Below are 17,760 nucleotides of genomic sequence, written 5' to 3'. Positions count from 1 at the left end.
TGAGATTGATCTTGGTCGGCTCGCCGTGACCCTTTAGCACAAGTGATCTGTTGCGTACGGATGTTCGCTGAAAGATCCACAGTCGCTCGCGGGCAGGTGGTTACGTCCGCCGTATGCCAGTGGAGTTCTTAACTGATGAGCAAGCTGAGGCGTACGGGAAGTTCGCCGAGGAGCCGACGCAGCCCGAACTGGAGCGGTTCTTCTTCCTGGACGACGTGGACCGGGATCTGATCGCGCTGCGGCGTACGCAGCACCATCAGCTGGGGTTCGCCCTCCAGATGTGCACGGTGCGGTATGTGGGCCTGTTCCTGGGTGAGGACCCCCTCGACGTGCCGTGGTCGGTGGTGGAGCACCTGGCCGGGCAGCTGGGCATCGAGGATGCCTCGTGTGTGAAGCGGTACACGGACCGGCGGCAGACGGTCTACGACCATGCGTGGGAGATCCGTGAGGCGTACGGCTACCACCTGTACGAGGACCACGAGTGGGGCCGGAAGTTCCGGGCGTTCCTGCACGGGCGGGCCTGGACGGCGCACGCCGAGGGGCCGAAGGCGTTGTTCGATCATGCGGTGGGCTGGCTGCGCAAGAACCGGGTGCTGCTGCCCGGGGTTTCGGTGCTCGCACGGCAGGTCGCCGAGGTCCGCGGGATTGCGGACAAGCGGCTGCATGCCACGGTGGCGAAGGCGGCCTGGCGAGCGGATGCGGCGCTGCCCGGGGATCTGGTGGCGACGCTGAAGACGCCGGAGGGCAAGCGGTATTCGGAGCTGGAGCGGATGCGCCGGCCTCCGACGCGGACCACGGGCACCGCGATGAAGGGTGCGTTGCAGCGGGTCGATGACATCGCCGGCTTCCAGCTGGGGCGCCTGAAGCTGGACAAGATCCCGCCGAACCGGCTGGCGGCGCTGGCCCGGTACGGGCTGGGCACGAAGGCGCCGAAGCTGGAGCGGACGTCGGAGCCCAAGCGCACGGCGATGCTCACCGCGGTGATGCGCCACCTGGAGGCGAAGGCGATCGATGACGCGCTGGACCTGTTCGAGATCCTGATGGCCACGCGGCTGATCAGCACGGCGAAGCGGTCAGCCGACAAGCAGCGCCTGTCGACCCTGCCGCAGTTGGAGAAGTCCTCGCGGCTGGTGGCCAGGGCGGCGAAGGTGTTCATCGAGGAGCTGGAGCTCGTCGAAGAGACCGGCTGTGATGTGGATGTGAAGGCGCTGTGGCGGGCGCTGGAGGAGGTCGCGCCCAGGGCGGCGCTGTCCAGCGCGGCCGCCATGGTGGTGAGCCTGGTGCCGGAGGGCGACGACGCGGCGGAGACCGCGTTGCGCGGGGCGCTGGCGTTGCGCTACAACACCGTCAAGCCGTTCCTGTCCCTGCTGGGCGAGACCTCCGCATTGGGGGCGGCGACCGGCGGGATGCGCATTCTGACCGGGGTGAAGCGCCTGCCGGTCCTGTCCCGGCGGAAGGTGAGCGAGAAGCCGCTGCTGCCCAGGGAGATCGACGACAAGCTGGTGCCGCCGCACTGGCGCAAGGCGGTGTACGCGAACGCCGAGCTGCCCGAGGGGGCCGTCGACCGGGACGCGTACGTGGTGTGCGTGCTGGAACAGCTCTTCCACGCCCTCAAGCGCCGGGGCATCTACGCCTCTCCCTCGCACCGCTGGTCCGACCCGCGCGCCCGCCTCTTGCAGGGCAAGGGCTGGGAGGCGGTGCGGGAGGACGTCCTGGTGGGCCTGAGCCTTACCGAGGACGCCGAGGAGCACCTCAAGGAGTTGATCGAGGTGCTGGACGGGACGTGGAAGCAGATGGCCGAACGCCTCAAAGAGGCCGGCGACGACGCGAAGATCAGCATCGAGGTGCAGCCCAACGGCCGCGCGAAGCTGAACGTGGAGAAGCTCCACGCGCTCAGCGAGCCGAAGTCGCTGGACTGGCTCCGCAAACGGGTCGAGAAGATGCTCCCGAAGATCGACCTGCCGGACCTGCTGTTCGAGGTGCACGACTGGACCGGGTTCCTGGACGCCTTCGTGCACCTGGGCGACGGCAAGACCCGCATGAAGGACCTCACCACCTCGATGGTCGCGCTGCTGGTGAGCGAGGCGTGCAACATCGGCATGACCCCGGTCATCAACCCGAACTACGAGGCACTCACCCGCTCCCGCCTGGTCCACGTCGACCAGTACTACCTGCGCGCCGACACCATCGCCGCGGCGAACGCCGCCCTGATCGAGGCCCAGGCGCAGGTGCCGATCGTCAAGCACTGGGGCCAGGGACTGCTCGCCTCCGTCGACGGCCTGCGCTTCGTCGTCCCCGTCCGCAGCATCAGCACGGCCCCGAGCCCCAAGTACTTCGCGAAGAAGAAGGGCATCACCTGGCTGAACGCGATCAATGACCAGGTGATCGGCATCGGGCAGATGGTGGTGCCCGGTACCCCGCGCGACTCCCTGTTCATCCTGGACGCGCTGCTGAACCTGGACGGCGGAGTGAAGCCGGAGATGGTCGCCACCGACAACGCCTCCTACTCCGACATGGTGTTCGGCATCTTCAAGATGCTCGGCTACCGCTTCTCCCCGCGCTTCAAGGACCTGGAGGACCAGAGGTTCTGGACGGCCCAGATGCCCGACGGTGAGGCGCTCGGCGGGTACGGGCCGCTGGAGGCGATCGCCCGGAACAAGGTGAACGTGAAGAAGGTGCTCACCGCCTGGCCGGACATGCTCAAGGTGGCCGGCTCCCTGGTCACCAACCAGGTGCGCGCCTACGACCTGCTGCGGATGTTCGGCGCCGAGCGCCGCCCGAACCCGCTGGGGGCCGCGTTCATCGAGTACGGGCGGATCGCCAAGACCCTGCACCTATTAGTTACGTGGAATCTGGCCGGGGAGGATCATGTTCCTCTCCGGCCTCACCACGAACTTGGGAGCGTTGTTGAGTACGAAGGTGCTGGAGAAGTGGCCCGTCATTGCACGGCACGATCGGGCTGCCGAGTGGTTGCAGATATGGACCGACCTCGGGCGGGCGCCCCGGACGATCGACGCCTACGCCCGCGGACTGGCCGAGTACCTGGAGGTCTGCGACCGCGAAGCCGTCGACCCACTCAGGGCGAACCGCGCGCATCTGGCGAAGTACGTACGGGAGTTGTCGACCCGCCCCAGCAAGCGCGGGACCAATGTGGTGTCACTTGACTCGGGGGCGGGGCTGGCGAACGCGACGCTGCAGCAGCGGCTGGTGCCGGTACGGCTGTTCTACGACTTCCTCATGGAGGAGGGCCTGCGTGAGTCCAACCCGGTCGGCCGCGGTAGGTACACGCCGGGGAACCGCTTCGGAGGCCACCAGCGCGGACTGGTGCCGCGCCTGACGAAGCTCCCCTGGATACCCAGCGACCAGCAGTGGCTGGACGTCCTGACCGTGGCCCGGGACGAGCCGGTCCGCAACCGCGTGATGCTCGCACTGGCCTACGACGCCGCACTACGGCGCGAGGAGCTGTGTTCCTTGCGGACCGATGACCTCGATCCGGGCCGCCGGACGCTGCGGGTGAGGGCCGAGGCGACGAAGAACCGGCTGGAGCGCGTCGTGCCGTACTCCGCCACGACCGGGGTCCTGTTGTCGGGCTACCTGGCGCATCGGGCGACGATCAGTCGAGCGCGCGGGCCGCTGTTCCTGTCGGAGTCCCGGCGCAATCACGCCCAGCCCCTGACCTTGTGGACTTGGTCGAAGGTCGTCCGGCGGCTCGCGCTGGCTGCCGATTTGCCGAGGTTCTCCACCCACACGACCAGGCACTTGTGCTTGACCGACCTCGCCCGCATGGGGTGGGAGCTGCACGCGATCGCGACCTTCGCCGGCCACCGGTCGACCGAGTCCACGATGCAGTACATCCACCTGTCCGGCCGGGACCTCGCGGAGAAGCTGCAGCGCGGCATGGACCAGATCCACGCCTGGCGGGTCGAGAAACTGGCCATGCTCGGGCCGGACTTGGTGTCGGCAGGCTGGAAGTGAACCAGGCGCCGCTCGCCTTCACGACCGAAGTCGAAGCCCCACCGTCCACGTGGACGTGGCCTGTCGTCCCGGCGTCCTACGACCGTTCACCGCTGACCCGTGCCGAGGCGAAGGCCCTGGACTCCCTGGGCTGGGACGTGCGACGACAGCGCGGCTACCAGCGGGAGAACATCGCCTGGCGACGCATCGGACGGCTGCTGCGTCCGCTGGACGATGCCCGCGCCGTGCTGGAGATGCCCGACGAGCGGCTGCACCGACGGACCTCGGACGACGCCATCGGCCTGATCCTGTGGACCTGCGCGCGGACCAGGTCGGCCTTCTGGGAGTGGACACCGCAGACCTGGGCGAACCTGATCGGGACCAGCACGAAGTCCTTCACTCAGCCCTGGCCCAGGTGGATCGACGGGACAAGCCGGCCTTACGTGGCCTCCTACGCCTACCTGCTGGCCGGGTTCACCGACTTTCACCGGCTCGGCAAGTTCCGGCGCCTCTCGGTGGCACGGAGAGTGTTCGGCAGCACCGAGATCGAAGCCACGCTCGGCTCGATCCTGGCCGTACTGAACGGCTGGGGCTATCAGACCGCGAAGAGGGATGCCGAGAACAAACTGCACGCAATCATCACGCAAGTGCTGCTGGTCAACGGCAGTCCGCGCCTGGAAGACCTGTCCACCGAAGTGCTCACCGCTCTGCGTGACCACCCGGCGATCGGACCGTGGGGTCGGTCCACGCTCTACGGCATACACCGCGCCGTGGCCGCCCTCGGGCACGCCGATGCGCCCCCACCCGCCACTGGTGGCCAGCGACACGAGATAGAAGGGGCCGCTGCGGACTGGCTGACCTGGGTCGAGAAATGGGCGGCGACCTCAACCCTCACCCCGCGCGTCCGGCAGAACTACTACGGGCAACTGACCAAGGCCGGGCGGTGGTTGGCCGAAGAACAGCCCGAGATCGCCGGGCCGGCCGACTGGAGCCGGGCGACGTGCGCTGCCTGGGTCGCCCGCGTCGACCGGATGCTGATCGGCGAGTTCATCCAGCGCAGCATCGTCGTGGCCAGCCGCCTTGGCGAGCCGCTGTCTCCGAAAGCGTGAAGGCGCTGATAGCCCCCAACCCGCGAGTGATCGCCGATGACATCTGGGCCAAGCTGCTGTGGGCCGGGCTGAACCTTGAGCCCGCTGACGTGCCGCCCAAGTCCGGGCAGGCATACCCCATCGAGCTGATCCGCGCTATCACTCTGACCTGGCTCTTCAGCGGGCAACGCAGCGATGAAATAGCCCGGCTGCGGGTCGGCTGTGTCCGCTGGCAGCGTGAGGACGTGGCCGTCCCCGGGCGGCCCGGCGACGTGCTCGCGAAGGACGCCGTCTGTCTGCTCGACATACCGACCCACAAGACGGGGACGGCATTCACCAAGCCCGTCGATCCGATCCTCGGCCGTGCTGTCGAGGCGTGGCAGGCCCTGCGGCCGGTCCAGCCGCAGATGCTCGACCGCAAGACGGCCGAACGCGTCGACTTCCTGTTCGCCTACCGGGCCAGAGTGGTCAGCAGGACCTACATCAACCTCACGGTCATCCCGGTGCTCTGCCGCAAGGCTGGTGTCCCGACCAGCGACGTGGTCGGCCAGATCACCAGTCACCGGGCTCGCTCTACGATCGCGACACAGCTCTATAACGCCAAGGAGCCGATGACCTTGTTCGAGCTGATGGCTTGGCTCGGACACCGCACACCGGCGGCCACGCAGCATTACGCGAAGATCATGCCGACGACGCTGGCGAAGGCGTACGACGACGCCGGGTACTTCGCACGCAACGTGCGCACGGTCGAGGTGCTCGTCGACCGGGACGCCGTCGTCTCCGGCGCTGCCGCCGCCGGAGAGCCCTGGCAGCACTATGACCTCGGACACGGATACTGCACCTACACGTTCTTCGAACAGTGCCCGCACCGCATGGCCTGCGCCCGCTGCGACTTCTACACGCCGAAGGGGTCGAGCAAGGCCCAGTTGCTGGAGGCCAAGGACAACCTGCAGCGCATGGTCGCCAACATGCCGCTCAGCGACGAAGAACGCGCCGCCGTCGACGACGGCCAGGGCGCCCTCGACCAACTGCTCGACCGCCTCGCCGATGTGCCAACGCCATCAGGTCCCACGGCGCGGGAACTCAGCATTCCGTCGTCGGCTTCCCTACTGCCGATCGTCGAGGTCAACCAGGGCAAAAGCTGAAGTTACTTGACAAATTTGATTCCACAGAATGCTCGCCGTCGTCGACCCGATGGACGACACCTACCGCCGCCAGATGCACAAGCAACTCACCGTCCAGGAGTCCCGCCACAAGCTTGCCCGGGACATCTGCCACGGCAAGAAGGGCACCATCCACCAGGCATACCGGGACGGCATGGAGGACCAACTCGGCGCGCTCGGCCTGGTCCTGAACGCCGTGGTGCTCTGGACGACGCGCTACATCGACGCCGCGGTCGCCCAGCTCCGAGCCGAGGGCCACGACATCAAGGACGAGGACATCGCCCGGCTCTCGCCGCTCAAGCACAAGAACTTGAACGTCCTGGGCCGCTACAACTTCACCGCCTCCCAGCCAGTCAACGGACTACGGCCACTGCGTGATCCGGACGCGCCCGACCTCGACGACGATGACGACGGCACCGACGAATGAACCCGGGGGCCGCCGCGGCCGTGCTGCGGCGGCACTTGGGCGGCGCCAGCTCGTTGAGCACGGCATGGCGATGTGCGGTTCGAGGAAGTCCAACAGCGACGTGTGCCACGAACTGGCGATGGCGACGCTCCACCTGCTCGCCGCCAGGAGGAAGCTGCATGGAGCCGAGTCCTGCCCTTCCACGACCGCCCTGGTCGAGATGTGCGACCTGCTCCAGGGACATGCCAGTGAGATCCGCGCGCTCTTGGTGGCCATGGGGATGACGGACGCGGACCTTCAGGCGCTCCTGAGCGGCACCACCGAATAAGCTGCCGCGCGCCTGGCTTTCGCGATCACCGGTCCTGAGAGAGTTTGTACAGTTCAGCGAAGATTCCGCCCGCATCCAGGAGCGCCTCGAACGTATCGGACTCGGCAATGCGGCCCTGGTCGAGAACGATGATGCGGTCCGCGATCCGGGCGTTCTCAAGTTGTGCGTGACGAACACGGCGGCCTTGCCCGCGGCAACTACGCCGAGCACCTCACGCGTGACAACAGCGCGATGACCCTGACGGTGGCGGTGAACCACGGAGGCCGCGCCGAGATCGTGCGCGCGGCGCGCACCCTCGTCGAACAGCAGGTGCCCGCCGAGGAGGTGACCGAGGAGAGCTTCGCCCAGCACCTCCAGCACCCCGATCTGCCGGACGTCGACCTCGTCATCCGCACCTCCGGGGAGTTCCGGTTGTCCAATTTCGCGCTGTGGCGGTGCGCCTACGCCGAATTCGTCTTCCCCGAGGTGCTGTGGCCGGACTTCCGCGCCGAGCACTTCAGGCAGGCCCTTGAGGTGTACGCCCAGCGGCGGCGCCGGTTCGGCGGGACGACGGCGCCGATCCCCGCCCCCCGCTCCCCCGAACCGCCGTTGCCGGGCGGTATCGGTGCCGGCCTGCCGTCCCTGTCCAGCGTGGTCACCCTGTCCGGCGGCATCGCCACCCGGCTGGGCATGCACCTGATCACCGGCTTGTGCGACACCGCCCGCTACGCCAAATCCCATTTCGACCGGCCACCCGCGCATGTCCCGATCGGCGCCGCGCCGGCACCGACGGCGCAACCACGCCCCTGGTGACCGGATGCGTCAGTCGCGAACCGAGGCGGTGATCATGTGATAGCCGACGTGTCGGTCCGCCGCCGCCAGTTGTTCCACCAGCACCGTCATCCGCTCGGCGATCGCGGGCCCATGGGCCTTGAGAAGCCGGTCCCGGCGTTGGTGAATGGCCTGAAGGGTCTTGTGGCCGGTGGGGCGCACCCGCTCGGTCAGGTCGTCGACGTGGAGCACGTCGAACCCCGCGGCGTCCAGCAGTTCAAGGTGGTGTTCCGGTGTCGCCAGATGCACGGACGGCGCTGCGGTGAGTTCGCCGTCCTGACGTCCTGACCGGGAGAGCAGGACCAGGTCGGCGAGCAGGAGGCGTCCTCCGGGTCGGAGCACACGGGCGGCCTCCGCCAGCGCCCTGGTCTTCGCGCAGGGGAGCACGCCGTGCGGCAGGTGACTGGCCACCTCCACCATCAGCACCTGGTCGAACCCGTCGGCCGGGAACGGCAGCGCGGTGACACAGCCCTGATGGAAGGCCGCCGCCTCGGCGTTCTCCGTCTGTGCGGCCCGATGCCGGGCGGCGCGCACCAGGGCCTCGCTGGTATCGACGCCGGTCACGGAGCAGCCGGTCTCCGCGGCGAGGAGCAGCGCGGGCTGACCCGTGCCGCAGCCGATGTCCAGCAGCCGGTCACCGGGGGCGAGCCCGAGCCGGTCTCCGGCGAGGCGGGTGAGGCGGTCGGCTCCCTCTGCCAGGGATGCCGGATCCTCAGGGCCGTGGAAGTACCCCTTGTGCAGAGCCGCGGTGCCTGCCGCGGTGGCGCAGAAGTCGGCGACGGCCGCGTAAAAGGCGCCGGCATCGGCCTCGTTGACGGTGCCCTCGACCGGTGGGGTCACCGCGGCCGCTGTGGTCCGTGGGGCCGGTGCGGTCACTGCGCGTCCCTTTCTGGTGTCGCGTTCACCGGTGCGAGGTCGCCGCTTGTGCCGGGTCGTCACCGGTGCCAGGTCATCACCGGCGGCGGCGCATAGGTGGTGCGGCTGCTCCGGAGTCCGAGGCGCACGGCGGTGTGCAGGGCGAGCAGCGCCGCGCCAGTGGGGTCGACGACCGGTACGTAGGGGCCATGGGCGGCCAGGCGGTCCTGAAGGAGGGCCGCGGCGCCCAGGAACCCGGTGCAGCCGAGCACGAGAGAGTCCGCCTCCCCGGCGGCCACTGCCTCGGATGCCTGGGTGAACAGGTGGTCCACCAGGGTGTCCTGGTCGTGCAGCGAGAGCTCGGGGGTGTTGATCACCCTCACCGACCGGCAGCGTTCGCTGAGTCCGTCGTGGCGGATCAGCTCGTGGAAGATCGGTACGACACTGGGCAGCACACTGATGACGCCCACCCGGTGGCCCAGTGACAGCGCGGTGAGCAGTGCGGGCTGGAAGCCGCCCATGACGGGGATGTCCACCACCTCGCGTGCCGCGTGCACCGCCGGGTCTCCGGCGCAGGCGATGAACACCCCGTCGCTCCCGGCGTCCGCCGCCCGGGTGACCTCGGCCAGGAGCACGGGGGCGGCCATGGCCATCTCGTACCGGGAGGCGACCGATGCGGCTTCGCCGACCGCGGCGACCTCCAGCTTCGTGTCATCGCCGACCCATTGCTCGCACTCCTGCCGGAACAGGTCGAGGTGGTCGGAGCTGCCGGGCATGACCACGGTGAGACGCATGGTGTCTCCGTTCTGCGCTGCTTGGCGTGGTGCGGTCCGGCTGCCGTTCAGGGCCGGTCGGGGCGCTGGGACACCGGCGTGCGCGGCGGCTGCGGTCGGGGGGCCGGCCGCGGTCCGGCGGTCCGGCGGCCGGTCCGGCGGCCGGCGGTGGCCCGGACGTAGCCGAGGGTGAAGCCGGCACAGGACGCCGTGGCGCAGGACAGGCGGGCCCGCGGGCGGGGGTGGAAGATGTCGTGGCCGGACCGCTGGATCTGCTCCAGGGAGATCCGGCCGAGGCGTACGTACTGCCGTGGCAGCTCCTGGGCGGAGGGATGCACCAGCCGCCACCAGTCGGCGGCCTCGGCGAAGCACCGCCGGGCGCGCCGGGTCTGGAACTCCACCAGCTCCCGCAGCGGCGGGGTCATGCGCCGGTCCCGCGCGGCCTGTTCCACCTCCGCGCGGCTCAGGCCGAATTCCCGCAGGTCCTCAACCGGCAGGTAGAGGCGCCCGTCGGCGAGGTCTTCGCGCAGGTCTCGCAGGTAGTCGGTGAGCTGGAGCCCGAAGCTGGCGGCGACCGCCCGGCTGTCGGCCTCCTCGTTCTGCGGCTCGAGCAAGGCGTTGCCCCAGATCGTGCCCTGTCCGCAGACCCCGTCGATGTACTCCGCGAGGTCCGCGTACCGGGGGTACTCGGTGACCCACAGATCGGTGCGGATCGTTGTCAGGAACCGGTGGACGGACCGGGTGGGTATATTCCACGTGCGGGTGAAATGACGGAACGCGAGGGCCAATTGGAGCCCAGTCCGGTCCCGCGCTGTTCCTGGCTGTCGCGGCCAGTCGCGCTCTCCGGCCAGGAGGCCGAGGAACTTCTGTACGTAGGCGTCGTACTGGGCAAGCCGCTCCGCGGTGGGCTTCGCCTGGTCGTCGATGAGATCGTCCACGTATGTGGAGAAGGCGAGAACGGCGTCCCAGTACGGGCGCTTTCCCGGTGGCAGCAGGAGGCGTGCCATCGGATATGCCGCGGAGTTCCGCCGGGAGAGGTACTGCCCGCAGCAGGTATAGGCGTCGGCGAGTCGCCTGTCGTGCAGACCCGCGGCGGTCAGTTCGCGCGCGTGCATGCGCTCTCCTGGAATCGGGACGCCGGTCCGGAAGGGCGGCGTGACGGGCGGATGACCGCGTATCCCTGGCCCGGGGCAGGAGCCAGATCCGTCTTCCTTGAGAACAGGATGTCAGCGAGCGGGATCGGCTTGTGGTAAAAGCACAGGGAGGACGGCACACCGAATATCTGGGAAGACCCGAGAAAGAACGGCAGTTCGGCCAGTGGATAACGGATTCCCGCCCGGACCTGGTCCTCCGTCGGTGCGGCACCGCCGAGGTACTTGCCCAGCGCGAGTCGGCTCATCCGCAGGCAGGCCCGCCGGATCTCCCCGTCCTGGTGCAGCGCCGCTTCGGCGCGTTCGCGCAGGGCGCGGTAGACGGAGCCGCCCACCAGGTCCGACAGGAGATGGACATGGGGCGCGCTGGAGGGGGGGATCCGCGCCGCGAGCAGTGCGCGCACCACGCGGTTGCGCACGGCGTTGGTCTCCTGCCGGGATTTGCGCTCCGCGTACTCGGCGGACCGCCCCAGCACCAGCAGGTTCTCCCGAAGTGCTATGTCAGGGATGACGACATCGACCCGGGTGAACCTGACATGGCTCCAGCGCAGCAGCTCACTGAGTAGTTTGACGCTGAAATAGCAGTTGCCGTGACTGACTCCGACGACGATGTGCCGCCCTTCCTCGTACACCCGGCGGCAATTGTCGGTGATCGGGGTGACGGAGAACTCTCCCGACGTGTCGGCGGGTATGTTCTCGGTGGTGATATCCGGAGGTCGTTTGCTGCTGTCCGCACGCATCGGTACTCCTTCGAAGCAGCTTCTGCCGAGGTATCCCCGAAGTGGCAGTCATCGCTACTCCAGCATGGAACCGATGGTGGCGCCAGTTCTGGCCCGACGGCACCGGCCCTGAGACCATGGTGACCGGCCGACAACAGGATGAATCCGCATGGGAAAGCCCACCACAGCAGACGGCTATCCCTTCGCCGTCTACAACACCGCCGCGGCCCTCGTGGACGGTGCGGGCGCCCTGCTGACCACGTCGAGCCCCGTCAGCCGCCTGCCCTCGTCCCCGGCCGGGTCGCCGGGCCCGCGGTCTCGGGGCGCACCTTCAGCAGGGCCGCGACCTCTACGTGGGTGCGGCCGCGCGCCAGCAGGCGCAGGATCACGATCTCGTGCTCGGTGAGCTGCGGCGTCCACGTCGCGCGGAGGCCGGCGGGTCGATGCGGTGCAGCGGCTGATCCCCGGGGCGCATCGTGGTGTTCGGGGTCGAGGCCGGGTAAGTCGTTGATGGAGGCCAACCGGAATACGCCAGAAACAGGCAATAGAGCCGTGAGGGTGATCCGTCTGGGTGATGCCCTGGAAGTGGCTCACCGGATGTCTTCCCAGGTAACGAGGGGGTTTACCGGCCGTAGGGCGCGGAACGCGTGTGCTCCGTCTGGGTGACGCGTCGGGATCATGCGGTGCATGGCTTCGGTGGAACGTACCGCGTACCCGCGCTTCAAGCGCTCGATCTCTTCTCGCGAGTTGCATGAGTCGTTCACCCCCGGCACGGCCGAGGTGGCGTGGGCGCGGGGCAAGGCGCGGTCGCCGGAGCATCTGCTGGCGCTGGTGGTCCTGCTGAAGAGCTATCAGAAGCTGGGCTACTTCCCGGATCTGGCCGAGGTGCCGCCGCTGGTGGTCGGGCATGTACGGGGTCTGCTGGGGGTGGGCGAGGAAGTGGAGCCCACGCATGACTCCGCCCGTACGCTGCGGCATCACCGCACGATTGTGCGCGAGCGGCTCGGTGTGGTCTACGACCAGGAGAAGGCCCGCGAGATCGCCGCTGCGGCGATCTTTGAGGCGGTGCAGACCAAGGACAATCCGGCCGACCTGATCAACGTGGCGCTGGAGAAGCTGGTCAAGGCCCGTCAGGAGCTGCCCGGCTACACCACGCTCGACGCGATGGCTGCGGAGATCCGCAAAGAGGTCAACGAGGACTTCTTCGAGCGGATCGTGTCCCGGATGGACGAGGTCGAGCAGGCCCGGCTGCTGGGGTTGCTGCGGGTGCCTGTCGGCGGGCGAAGCCGGTTCGACGAGCTGAAGCGGCCGGCGAAGGCGCCGACGGTTTCCCATCTGCGCGAGCACCTGGCCCACCTGGACAGGCTGGAGTTGCTGGGGTCGACGGCGAAGTGGCTGGATGGGGTGCCGCCGGGGAAGGTGGAGCACTTCGCCGGGCAGGCGAAGGTGCTGGACGCTGCCGAGATGTCCAAGGTCGGCGTGGTGAAGCGGTGTGCGCTGCTGGCGAGTCTGCTGCATATGGCTAAGGTGCGGGCCCGCGACGAGCTGGTGACGATGCTGTGCAAGCGCATGGCCTCGGTCACGAAGAAGGCCAAGGAGGATCTGGAGAAGATCCGTGAGCGGCACCGGGCGGAGTCCGAGCGGCTGATCGCGGTGCTGGGTGAGGTGCTGGAGGCGGCCAAGGATGCGGTCGGCTTCGACGGCGAGTCGGTCACCCTCCCGCACCGTGGCGCCAACCGGCCAGGAGGCAGGGCGCGCCGCAGCTTGTCATTGGCGGGACAGAGCCCGTCAACCGCACGCCGTGCTACGGCTGAGCCGGGAGCAGGGTGATCCGGACACTGCGGTCCAGGTACAGGCTGAACGGCGCCACCAGGGCCTCGTCCACCGTGCCCATCAGCCACTCGTCATCGCCGTCCTCGCCGCAGCGCACGTACCAGTGCCCGTCGATCTCCAGAAGCAGCGCGGCCCGTTCCAGTCGCTCGCGGACGTGATCGGCAAAGGCGACCTTCCCTGTCTCCCAGGCGTCGCGGACATGCTTGTGCACGGTGGGCAGCTTGTGCGGCACCAGCGGCCAGGCGTAGCCGGGGCCGGGAAGGCGCGCGACGCGGAAGCTCTGCCAGGTGTCGGCCCCGTTGCTGCCCTCGGGGTACCCGCACTCGCGGGCCAGATCCGCCCACCGGTTCGCCTTGATGTGGCGGCGGCACCGTTCACACGCGTACCAGAGCCCCGGAGGCGATGGGCAGGCTCAGGGTGAAGCCGCCTGTCCCGAGTTCGGCCGACCGCGTGGCCTCACCCGCGGGGAAGGCCCACACGACCGGATCGGGTGGGGCCTCGGCAAAGAGGTCGGTCGGACAGAAGTCGCAGACGGTTCCATCGACTTCCATGTTCATCGGCTCGGCGACCGCGTCGCCCCGTGGGGCGGGTACGCCGGTGAACGCCTCGAAGAGAGTGCCGGGGACGGGGTTGGGCTCCATGTCCTACATAACTACCGGCCGCCCGGGAGGTGATGGCCCCGAACTCGGTTCTCACAAACGGTCACTTGCCCGAGCAAGATCAAATAGAGCCGCACGGAGGCCGCCGAGAGCCGGATCGGTTCGCAGAAGCCGTTCTCACTCAAGAGTGCCGGGAGGGTCGTTCTGCGACTTGGGTTGTGCGAAAATCCGGGGTTGTGACGGTCCCTCAAGAGCCTTCCCCGACCGACGCGTCGGAAGCCGATCTCGTCGAACGCCATCCGTGCCCGAAGTGCAAGGCGGCCCCCGGCTCGCCGTGCCGCTCGCGCTCCGGCGCGGTCGCCAGCGCCTACCACACCGGCCGCTTCACCAAGGTCCCCAAGCTCAACAAAGAGCTGCGGGTACAGACCCCGGCCGACCGCGGTCCCGGGCAGCCGTGGCGGCCCGGCAAACCGGTCCCCGCGGCCATCGACCCCAACCTGCCGAGCGCGGACATCCGCATCGGCTATGCCCGCTGCTCGGCGCTGGGGCAGGAACTCGACTCACAGCTGGACGCGCTCGCCAAGCACGGCATCGAGCGAGAGAAGATCTTCAGCGAGAAGATCAGCACCCGGATCAAGGTCCGCCCCGCCTTCGAGGAGGCGCTGAAGACCGCCCGGGAGATCAAGGCGCACGCGCCGCACTGCCGGGTCCTGTTCACGGTGTACGAGATGAAGAGGCTGGGGCGCGACGCGGCAGAGCTCACCGCCCTTGCCGATCACCTGACCGAGCACGGCCTGGTGCTGGAGATGCTCGCCGGACCGCTGCCCGGCATCTACGACCCCACCGGCCCGGGAAGGCTCCTGTTCGGCTTCTTCGCCGCGATCGCCGAGACCGAGCGGGAGAACATCCGCGAATCGACGCTGGAAGGGCTCGACACCGCGGCCCGCAAGGGCAAGCACGGCGGCCGGCCCCCGGTCATCACCGACGACATGCTCCACACCGTGCTGCGGCGGAAGGCGAACGGCGAGTCCGTCGAGCAGATCCAGCCCGACCTGATCATCCCCACCGGCAAGCGCAAGGGACAGAGCCCGTCCGTCGCCAGCATCTACCGGGCCCTCACCGAGCACGCCAAGGCCCGCGCGTACCCCGAAGCCATCGAGGCGGCCCGCGCCGACTTCGCCGCCCTCCAAAGCGACGACATCCCCCGGCCACGTCCCGCACTCACCGGCGCTGGGGAAGTCCCGACGGTGGAAACCTCGTAAACCTGCTGGTCAGCGCCACAACGGCAGAGGCAGGATGGTCATCTCGATCACCTTGTGAAAGGACCGTTCCCCATGGCACTTCCTCCGTTGACCCCATCCCAGAGGGCCGAAGCACTTCAGAAGGCGAAGGCCGTCCGTAAGGAACGCGGCGACCTGATGGCCGCGTTGAAGGCGGGAACCCTGCCGCTCACGGACCTGCTCGCCCGGGAGGACACCGTGGTCGGCAAGATCCGGGTGCGGCGTGTCCTCGAATCGCTCCCCGGCATCGGCGCCGTCCGCGCCGGCCAACTCCTCGCCGACCTCGGCATCTCCGAGAGCCGCCGCGTCCAGGGCCTCGGCGCCAACCAGCGCGTCCGGCTCCTGGCGCTCTTCCCGCCCAAGGACTGACCGGTCGCGCCCTGTCGGCGCGCGCCGGGGTCGGGCAGGGTGGACGCGTCCGCGAAGCGATCAACGGGAGGGGACACAACGATGGCGTACGAGGACCGTACGTACCACGGCATCCAGGGAGTCGGCAGCGACGAGGACGAGTGGCAGCCCGCCCGCCTCCTGGTCGAGAAGCCCGAGGACGGGCCCACCCAGCGCGAGAACGTGCAGGTGCTGCGCGAGCTCAAAGCCACGGACGAGGACGAACTCGGCGGCTACGGCTGGGGCTACAACGGCGGCGGCACCAGCCGCACCGCTGCGGCGGTCCTGGCCGACGCCCTCGATCTCGGCACCCCGGAGAAGGCCGGCCTGTCCATGAGCGAGTGGCCGCAGGACGACACCCTCGTCGCCCTGCGCGAAGACTTCTGCACCGACTTCCTCTCGCAGTTCTGCGACGAATGGCGCCTTGGCCGCGCCGCCGTCCTGCGCTGGGCCCGCGGCTGGTACGTCCAGCGCGGCATCACCGAACTGCCCGCCGCCCTCCGCCAATTGCCGCCGCTCGTCGACATCGACGTCTGATCCCGGCAACGCAGTGGACCCCGGCCCTCCGCCGGGGTCCACTGCCGTTCCCACGGCCGTCATCACCAAGGGGGTTCATCCATGAGCAAGCACACGACCAAGAAGACGCCGCCGCTGTCTGCGGACCGGCTGAGAGCAGGCTGGCAGGGCCCGGCAGGTACCCGTATCCGCCTGGCCCGCCCCAAGGACGTCGAGGCGGCCGACGCGCTGATGGCCACCACCGGCGACGGAATGGCATTCATGCCGGTACTGCGCGCCGCCCTCGAGGACGGCTCGGCGGCCTCCACCATGCTCGCCGGACTGGGTGGCGGCACGACGGCGTACCACGACGCCGCCTCCATCGCCTTCACCGGGCAGCCCATGAACGAGGCGCTCACCACCGTCTCCCTCACGCTGGTCGCCACCAACGAGCAGGACCGCGTCGTCGGCGTGCTGTCCGCCACCGCCCCCGGCACCGTCATCGACCTCGCCGTGAAGAGCGGGTACACCCTCCCGCAAGCCATGGCCCAGAGCCTGTTCATCGCCAAGATCCACGGCCTGGCGGTGGCCGAGCCCGCCCGCGGCCAGGGCATCGCCGCCACCCTGCTCAAGCGGACCTGGCAGGTCTACCAGCAGCTCGGCTACTACCTGCTGTACGGCTCGTACGAGACCGACCGCGACCTGGCCGCCTTCTACACCCGGTGCGGCTACACCGTCCACGCCCCCGGCCAGAGCTTCCCTCTCGACCGCGTGGCCCTGCCCTTCATGCTCGGCGCGGGCGACGACCAGTGCATGTTCACCCGCTGGCGCCCGCGACGCTGAACCCCCGGCGCCGTGCGGTCGCCTCCACGTACGGCACATGCGTCGGGCAGGTCTCGATCACCGCGACCTCCACTCCGGCCGCGTCCACCAGGGCCAGACGCTCGGCCGCGGCCGGGACCTGCCCGTACCGGTCGCGCATCCCACGCCCGACACACACCTCGCACTCGGTGTACGAGCCGGCGGGCAGCGGCGGGGCAACCACCTCCACCGTGATCTCCCGAACGACCTCGACGACTTCGATACGGGTCATCGCGGCCCGCTGCGCGGCCATGACCTCCTCGGCGGAGACCTCCGCTGCGGGCATCGCCCACTTCGCCTCGATGCTCGCGGCCCGCGCCGCCAGCCGCTCCTCCGGCGGCAACGCGAGGCGGGCCTGCCGCGCCAGCTTGGCCGCCCGGTTACGGTCGTTCTCCGCCCGCCGCTGGGCCTTGAGCGCCTTCCTCGCCTCGGCCTCCTGCTGCTGGCGGGCGCGGACCTGCTGAACATCCTGGGGAGTTGGCATAGCGGCATCCTGCATGGAAGAGGGGACTCCTACGCGCCCGGCCGCTCACCGAGCAGTGCCGCCAGGCCCAGCTCCGCGTCCGGGGCGGCCATCACCGTGTCGATGGTGCCCTTCGCGAGCTCGTCGGCGAGACCGAGGACCTGCTTGTTCAGCTCCCGCAGCCCTGCGAGCTGCTCATTCAGGGTCGTCAGCTTCGCCCGCCGCGACGGGCTGAGGTTGGTGAGCTGGCCCCACTTCTCCGCCTGCTCCTCGAACAGGGCGAGGTCGCCGGCCTGCTCGGTGTAGACCCGCTTGATCCGCGCCACGTCGCTGTCCGCCAGGACGTGCGGCTTGATCCGAGCCTCCTCCAGCGTCTCCAGATTCTCCCGCACGTCGACCGCCCACCGGCGGGTGTGGTCGACGAAGAACTCCAGCTTGCTGATGGGGTGCCAGATCCGCTCGGGCATCGCGCACTTCCTTCTCGTACGACAACAGACCCGGCGACCCTAGCCCCAGGTCACAGCCCGCTGCCCGGGATCAGCGCAACGTCGCGTGATCGGGTGGCCGGTGTGCTAGCCGACCAAGATCAATCTCA

General features: G+C 69.0%; 18 protein-coding genes and 3 pseudogenes. 12 read left to right on the top strand and 9 right to left on the bottom strand.

Features of this window, described 5'->3' with window-relative positions; genetic code table 11:
* Window positions 1–113: 113 nt before the first annotated feature.
* From J7E89_RS38590 to uppS, 7 genes and pseudogenes are all read left to right on the top strand, one after another.
* Window positions 114–2,840, top strand: a pseudogene (locus J7E89_RS38590) (Tn3 family transposase); the annotation flags it as partial.
* Window positions 2,841–2,868: 28 nt separating this feature from the next.
* On the top strand, window positions 2,869–3,975 hold the full coding sequence (locus tag J7E89_RS38585; protein ID WP_251061667.1) for a site-specific integrase: 1,107 nt from the start codon (window positions 2,869–2,871) through the stop codon (window positions 3,973–3,975).
* Window positions 3,972–5,063, top strand: a complete 1,092-nt coding sequence (locus J7E89_RS41570) for a hypothetical protein (protein WP_251061666.1) — start codon at window positions 3,972–3,974, stop codon at window positions 5,061–5,063. Before J7E89_RS38585 ends, J7E89_RS41570 begins: the two co-directional genes overlap by 4 nt.
* On the top strand, window positions 5,060–6,187 hold the full coding sequence (locus J7E89_RS41565; protein ID WP_308315746.1) for a tyrosine-type recombinase/integrase: 1,128 nt from the start codon (window positions 5,060–5,062) through the stop codon (window positions 6,185–6,187). The genes J7E89_RS41570 and J7E89_RS41565 overlap by 4 nt, the downstream gene beginning before the upstream one ends.
* 28 nt (window positions 6,188–6,215) lie before the next feature.
* Window positions 6,216–6,632: pseudogene (locus tag J7E89_RS38575) on the top strand (Tn3 family transposase); the annotation flags it as partial.
* Window positions 6,610–6,939 carry a hypothetical protein gene (locus J7E89_RS38570; protein WP_214980926.1) on the top strand — a complete coding sequence of 110 codons (330 nt, stop codon included), beginning with the start codon at window positions 6,610–6,612 and terminating at the stop codon, window positions 6,937–6,939. The pseudogene J7E89_RS38575 and the gene J7E89_RS38570, both read left to right, overlap by 23 nt.
* A 210-nt stretch (window positions 6,940–7,149) precedes the next feature.
* Window positions 7,150–7,509, top strand: a pseudogene (gene uppS / locus J7E89_RS41560) (polyprenyl diphosphate synthase); the annotation flags it as partial.
* Window positions 7,510–7,740: 231 nt separating this feature from the next.
* Here the strand turns inward: uppS and J7E89_RS38560 are convergent.
* The 5 genes from J7E89_RS38560 to J7E89_RS38540 all read right to left on the bottom strand — a co-directional run bounded on the left by J7E89_RS38560 (window position 7,741) and on the right by J7E89_RS38540 (window position 11,768).
* On the bottom strand, window positions 7,741–8,625 hold the full coding sequence (locus tag J7E89_RS38560; protein WP_214980924.1) for a cyclopropane-fatty-acyl-phospholipid synthase family protein: 885 nt from the start codon (window positions 8,623–8,625) through the stop codon (window positions 7,741–7,743).
* A 59-nt stretch (window positions 8,626–8,684) separates the two neighbouring features.
* Complete coding sequence (locus J7E89_RS38555) at window positions 8,685–9,398, bottom strand: aspartate/glutamate racemase family protein (protein WP_214980922.1); 714 nt, start codon at window positions 9,396–9,398, stop codon at window positions 8,685–8,687.
* A gap of 47 nt (window positions 9,399–9,445) precedes the next feature.
* Complete coding sequence (locus J7E89_RS38550) at window positions 9,446–10,492, bottom strand: squalene/phytoene synthase family protein (protein ID WP_214980920.1); 1,047 nt, start codon at window positions 10,490–10,492, stop codon at window positions 9,446–9,448.
* Entirely contained in the window at window positions 10,474–11,268 is a 795-nt protein-coding gene (locus tag J7E89_RS38545; RefSeq protein WP_214980918.1) for a tRNA-dependent cyclodipeptide synthase, read from the bottom strand. The genes J7E89_RS38550 and J7E89_RS38545 overlap by 19 nt, the downstream gene beginning before the upstream one ends.
* A gap of 251 nt (window positions 11,269–11,519) precedes the next feature.
* Entirely contained in the window at window positions 11,520–11,768 is a 249-nt protein-coding gene (locus J7E89_RS38540; RefSeq protein WP_214980916.1) for a hypothetical protein, read from the bottom strand.
* Between the two features lie 166 nt (window positions 11,769–11,934).
* On the opposite strand from J7E89_RS38540, the gene J7E89_RS38535 reads away from it, so the two are divergent.
* Entirely contained in the window at window positions 11,935–13,077 is a 1,143-nt protein-coding gene (locus tag J7E89_RS38535; protein WP_214980914.1) for a DUF4158 domain-containing protein, read from the top strand.
* On the opposite strand, the gene J7E89_RS38530 is transcribed toward J7E89_RS38535, so the two are convergent.
* Both J7E89_RS38530 and J7E89_RS38525 read right to left on the bottom strand, forming a co-directional pair.
* Window positions 13,052–13,291, bottom strand: a complete 240-nt coding sequence (locus tag J7E89_RS38530; RefSeq protein WP_214980912.1) for a hypothetical protein — start codon at window positions 13,289–13,291, stop codon at window positions 13,052–13,054. The genes J7E89_RS38535 and J7E89_RS38530 overlap by 26 nt on opposite strands.
* Window positions 13,292–13,454: 163 nt before the next feature.
* A complete protein-coding gene (locus J7E89_RS38525; protein ID WP_214980910.1) occupies window positions 13,455–13,721 on the bottom strand; it encodes a hypothetical protein in 267 nt (88 codons plus the stop codon).
* 194 nt (window positions 13,722–13,915) lie between these two features.
* Here J7E89_RS38525 and J7E89_RS38520 point away from each other — a divergent pair, with 194 nt between their 5' ends.
* The 4 genes from J7E89_RS38520 (at window position 13,916) to J7E89_RS38505 (ending at window position 16,684) form a co-directional block, all read left to right on the top strand.
* Window positions 13,916–14,941, top strand: coding sequence for a recombinase family protein (locus J7E89_RS38520; RefSeq protein WP_214980908.1), 1,026 nt, complete (start codon window positions 13,916–13,918; stop codon window positions 14,939–14,941).
* Between the two features lie 72 nt (window positions 14,942–15,013).
* Window positions 15,014–15,328: an integration host factor, actinobacterial type gene (gene mihF / locus J7E89_RS38515; protein WP_214980906.1), complete on the top strand. Its 315-nt coding sequence runs from the start codon at window positions 15,014–15,016 to the stop codon at window positions 15,326–15,328.
* 81 nt (window positions 15,329–15,409) lie between these two features.
* Window positions 15,410–15,883 carry a DUF6166 domain-containing protein gene (locus J7E89_RS38510; RefSeq protein ID WP_214980904.1) on the top strand — a complete coding sequence of 158 codons (474 nt, stop codon included), beginning with the start codon at window positions 15,410–15,412 and terminating at the stop codon, window positions 15,881–15,883.
* A gap of 81 nt (window positions 15,884–15,964) precedes the next feature.
* Complete coding sequence (locus J7E89_RS38505; protein WP_214980902.1) at window positions 15,965–16,684, top strand: GNAT family N-acetyltransferase; 720 nt, start codon at window positions 15,965–15,967, stop codon at window positions 16,682–16,684.
* On the opposite strand, the gene J7E89_RS38500 is transcribed toward J7E89_RS38505, so the two are convergent.
* Together J7E89_RS38500 and J7E89_RS38495 are read right to left on the bottom strand one after the other, a co-directional pair.
* The gene (locus J7E89_RS38500; protein ID WP_214980900.1) at window positions 16,659–17,186 is read right to left on the bottom strand and encodes a hypothetical protein; all 528 of its coding nucleotides are present in this window, start codon (window positions 17,184–17,186) and stop codon (window positions 16,659–16,661) included. The genes J7E89_RS38505 and J7E89_RS38500 overlap by 26 nt on opposite strands.
* 29 nt (window positions 17,187–17,215) lie before the next feature.
* Entirely contained in the window at window positions 17,216–17,632 is a 417-nt protein-coding gene (locus J7E89_RS38495; RefSeq protein ID WP_214980898.1) for a hypothetical protein, read from the bottom strand.
* Window positions 17,633–17,760 lie beyond the last annotated feature (128 nt).

The sequence above is a fragment of the Streptomyces sp. ISL-100 genome (assembly GCF_018614615.1).
Lineage (GTDB): Bacteria > Actinomycetota > Actinomycetes > Streptomycetales > Streptomycetaceae > Streptomyces.
The sequence above is the reverse complement of the archived record's forward strand: the minus strand, read 5'-3'. Positions and strand labels throughout refer to the sequence as shown.

Excerpts from the sequence above, each read along its gene's own strand:
- J7E89_RS38585 (WP_251061667.1), top strand. The coding sequence starts at position 2,869 with ATGTTCCTCTCCGGCCTCACCACGAACTTGGGAGCGTTGTTGAGTACG.
- J7E89_RS38570 (WP_214980926.1), top strand. The coding sequence starts at position 6,610 with ATGACGACGGCACCGACGAATGAACCCGGGGGCCGCCGCGGCCGTGCT.
- J7E89_RS38555 (WP_214980922.1), bottom strand. The coding sequence starts at position 9,398 with ATGCGTCTCACCGTGGTCATGCCCGGCAGCTCCGACCACCTCGACCTG.
- J7E89_RS38550 (WP_214980920.1), bottom strand. The coding sequence starts at position 10,492 with ATGCACGCGCGCGAACTGACCGCCGCGGGTCTGCACGACAGGCGACTC.
- J7E89_RS38545 (WP_214980918.1), bottom strand. The coding sequence starts at position 11,268 with ATGCGTGCGGACAGCAGCAAACGACCTCCGGATATCACCACCGAGAAC.
- J7E89_RS38535 (WP_214980914.1), top strand. The coding sequence starts at position 11,935 with ATGGCTTCGGTGGAACGTACCGCGTACCCGCGCTTCAAGCGCTCGATC.
- J7E89_RS38525 (WP_214980910.1), bottom strand. The coding sequence starts at position 13,721 with ATGGAGCCCAACCCCGTCCCCGGCACTCTCTTCGAGGCGTTCACCGGC.
- mihF (WP_214980906.1), top strand. The coding sequence starts at position 15,014 with ATGGCACTTCCTCCGTTGACCCCATCCCAGAGGGCCGAAGCACTTCAG.
- J7E89_RS38510 (WP_214980904.1), top strand. The coding sequence starts at position 15,410 with ATGGCGTACGAGGACCGTACGTACCACGGCATCCAGGGAGTCGGCAGC.
- J7E89_RS38505 (WP_214980902.1), top strand. The coding sequence starts at position 15,965 with ATGAGCAAGCACACGACCAAGAAGACGCCGCCGCTGTCTGCGGACCGG.
- J7E89_RS38500 (WP_214980900.1), bottom strand. The coding sequence starts at position 17,186 with ATGCCAACTCCCCAGGATGTTCAGCAGGTCCGCGCCCGCCAGCAGCAG.
- J7E89_RS38495 (WP_214980898.1), bottom strand. The coding sequence starts at position 17,632 with ATGCCCGAGCGGATCTGGCACCCCATCAGCAAGCTGGAGTTCTTCGTC.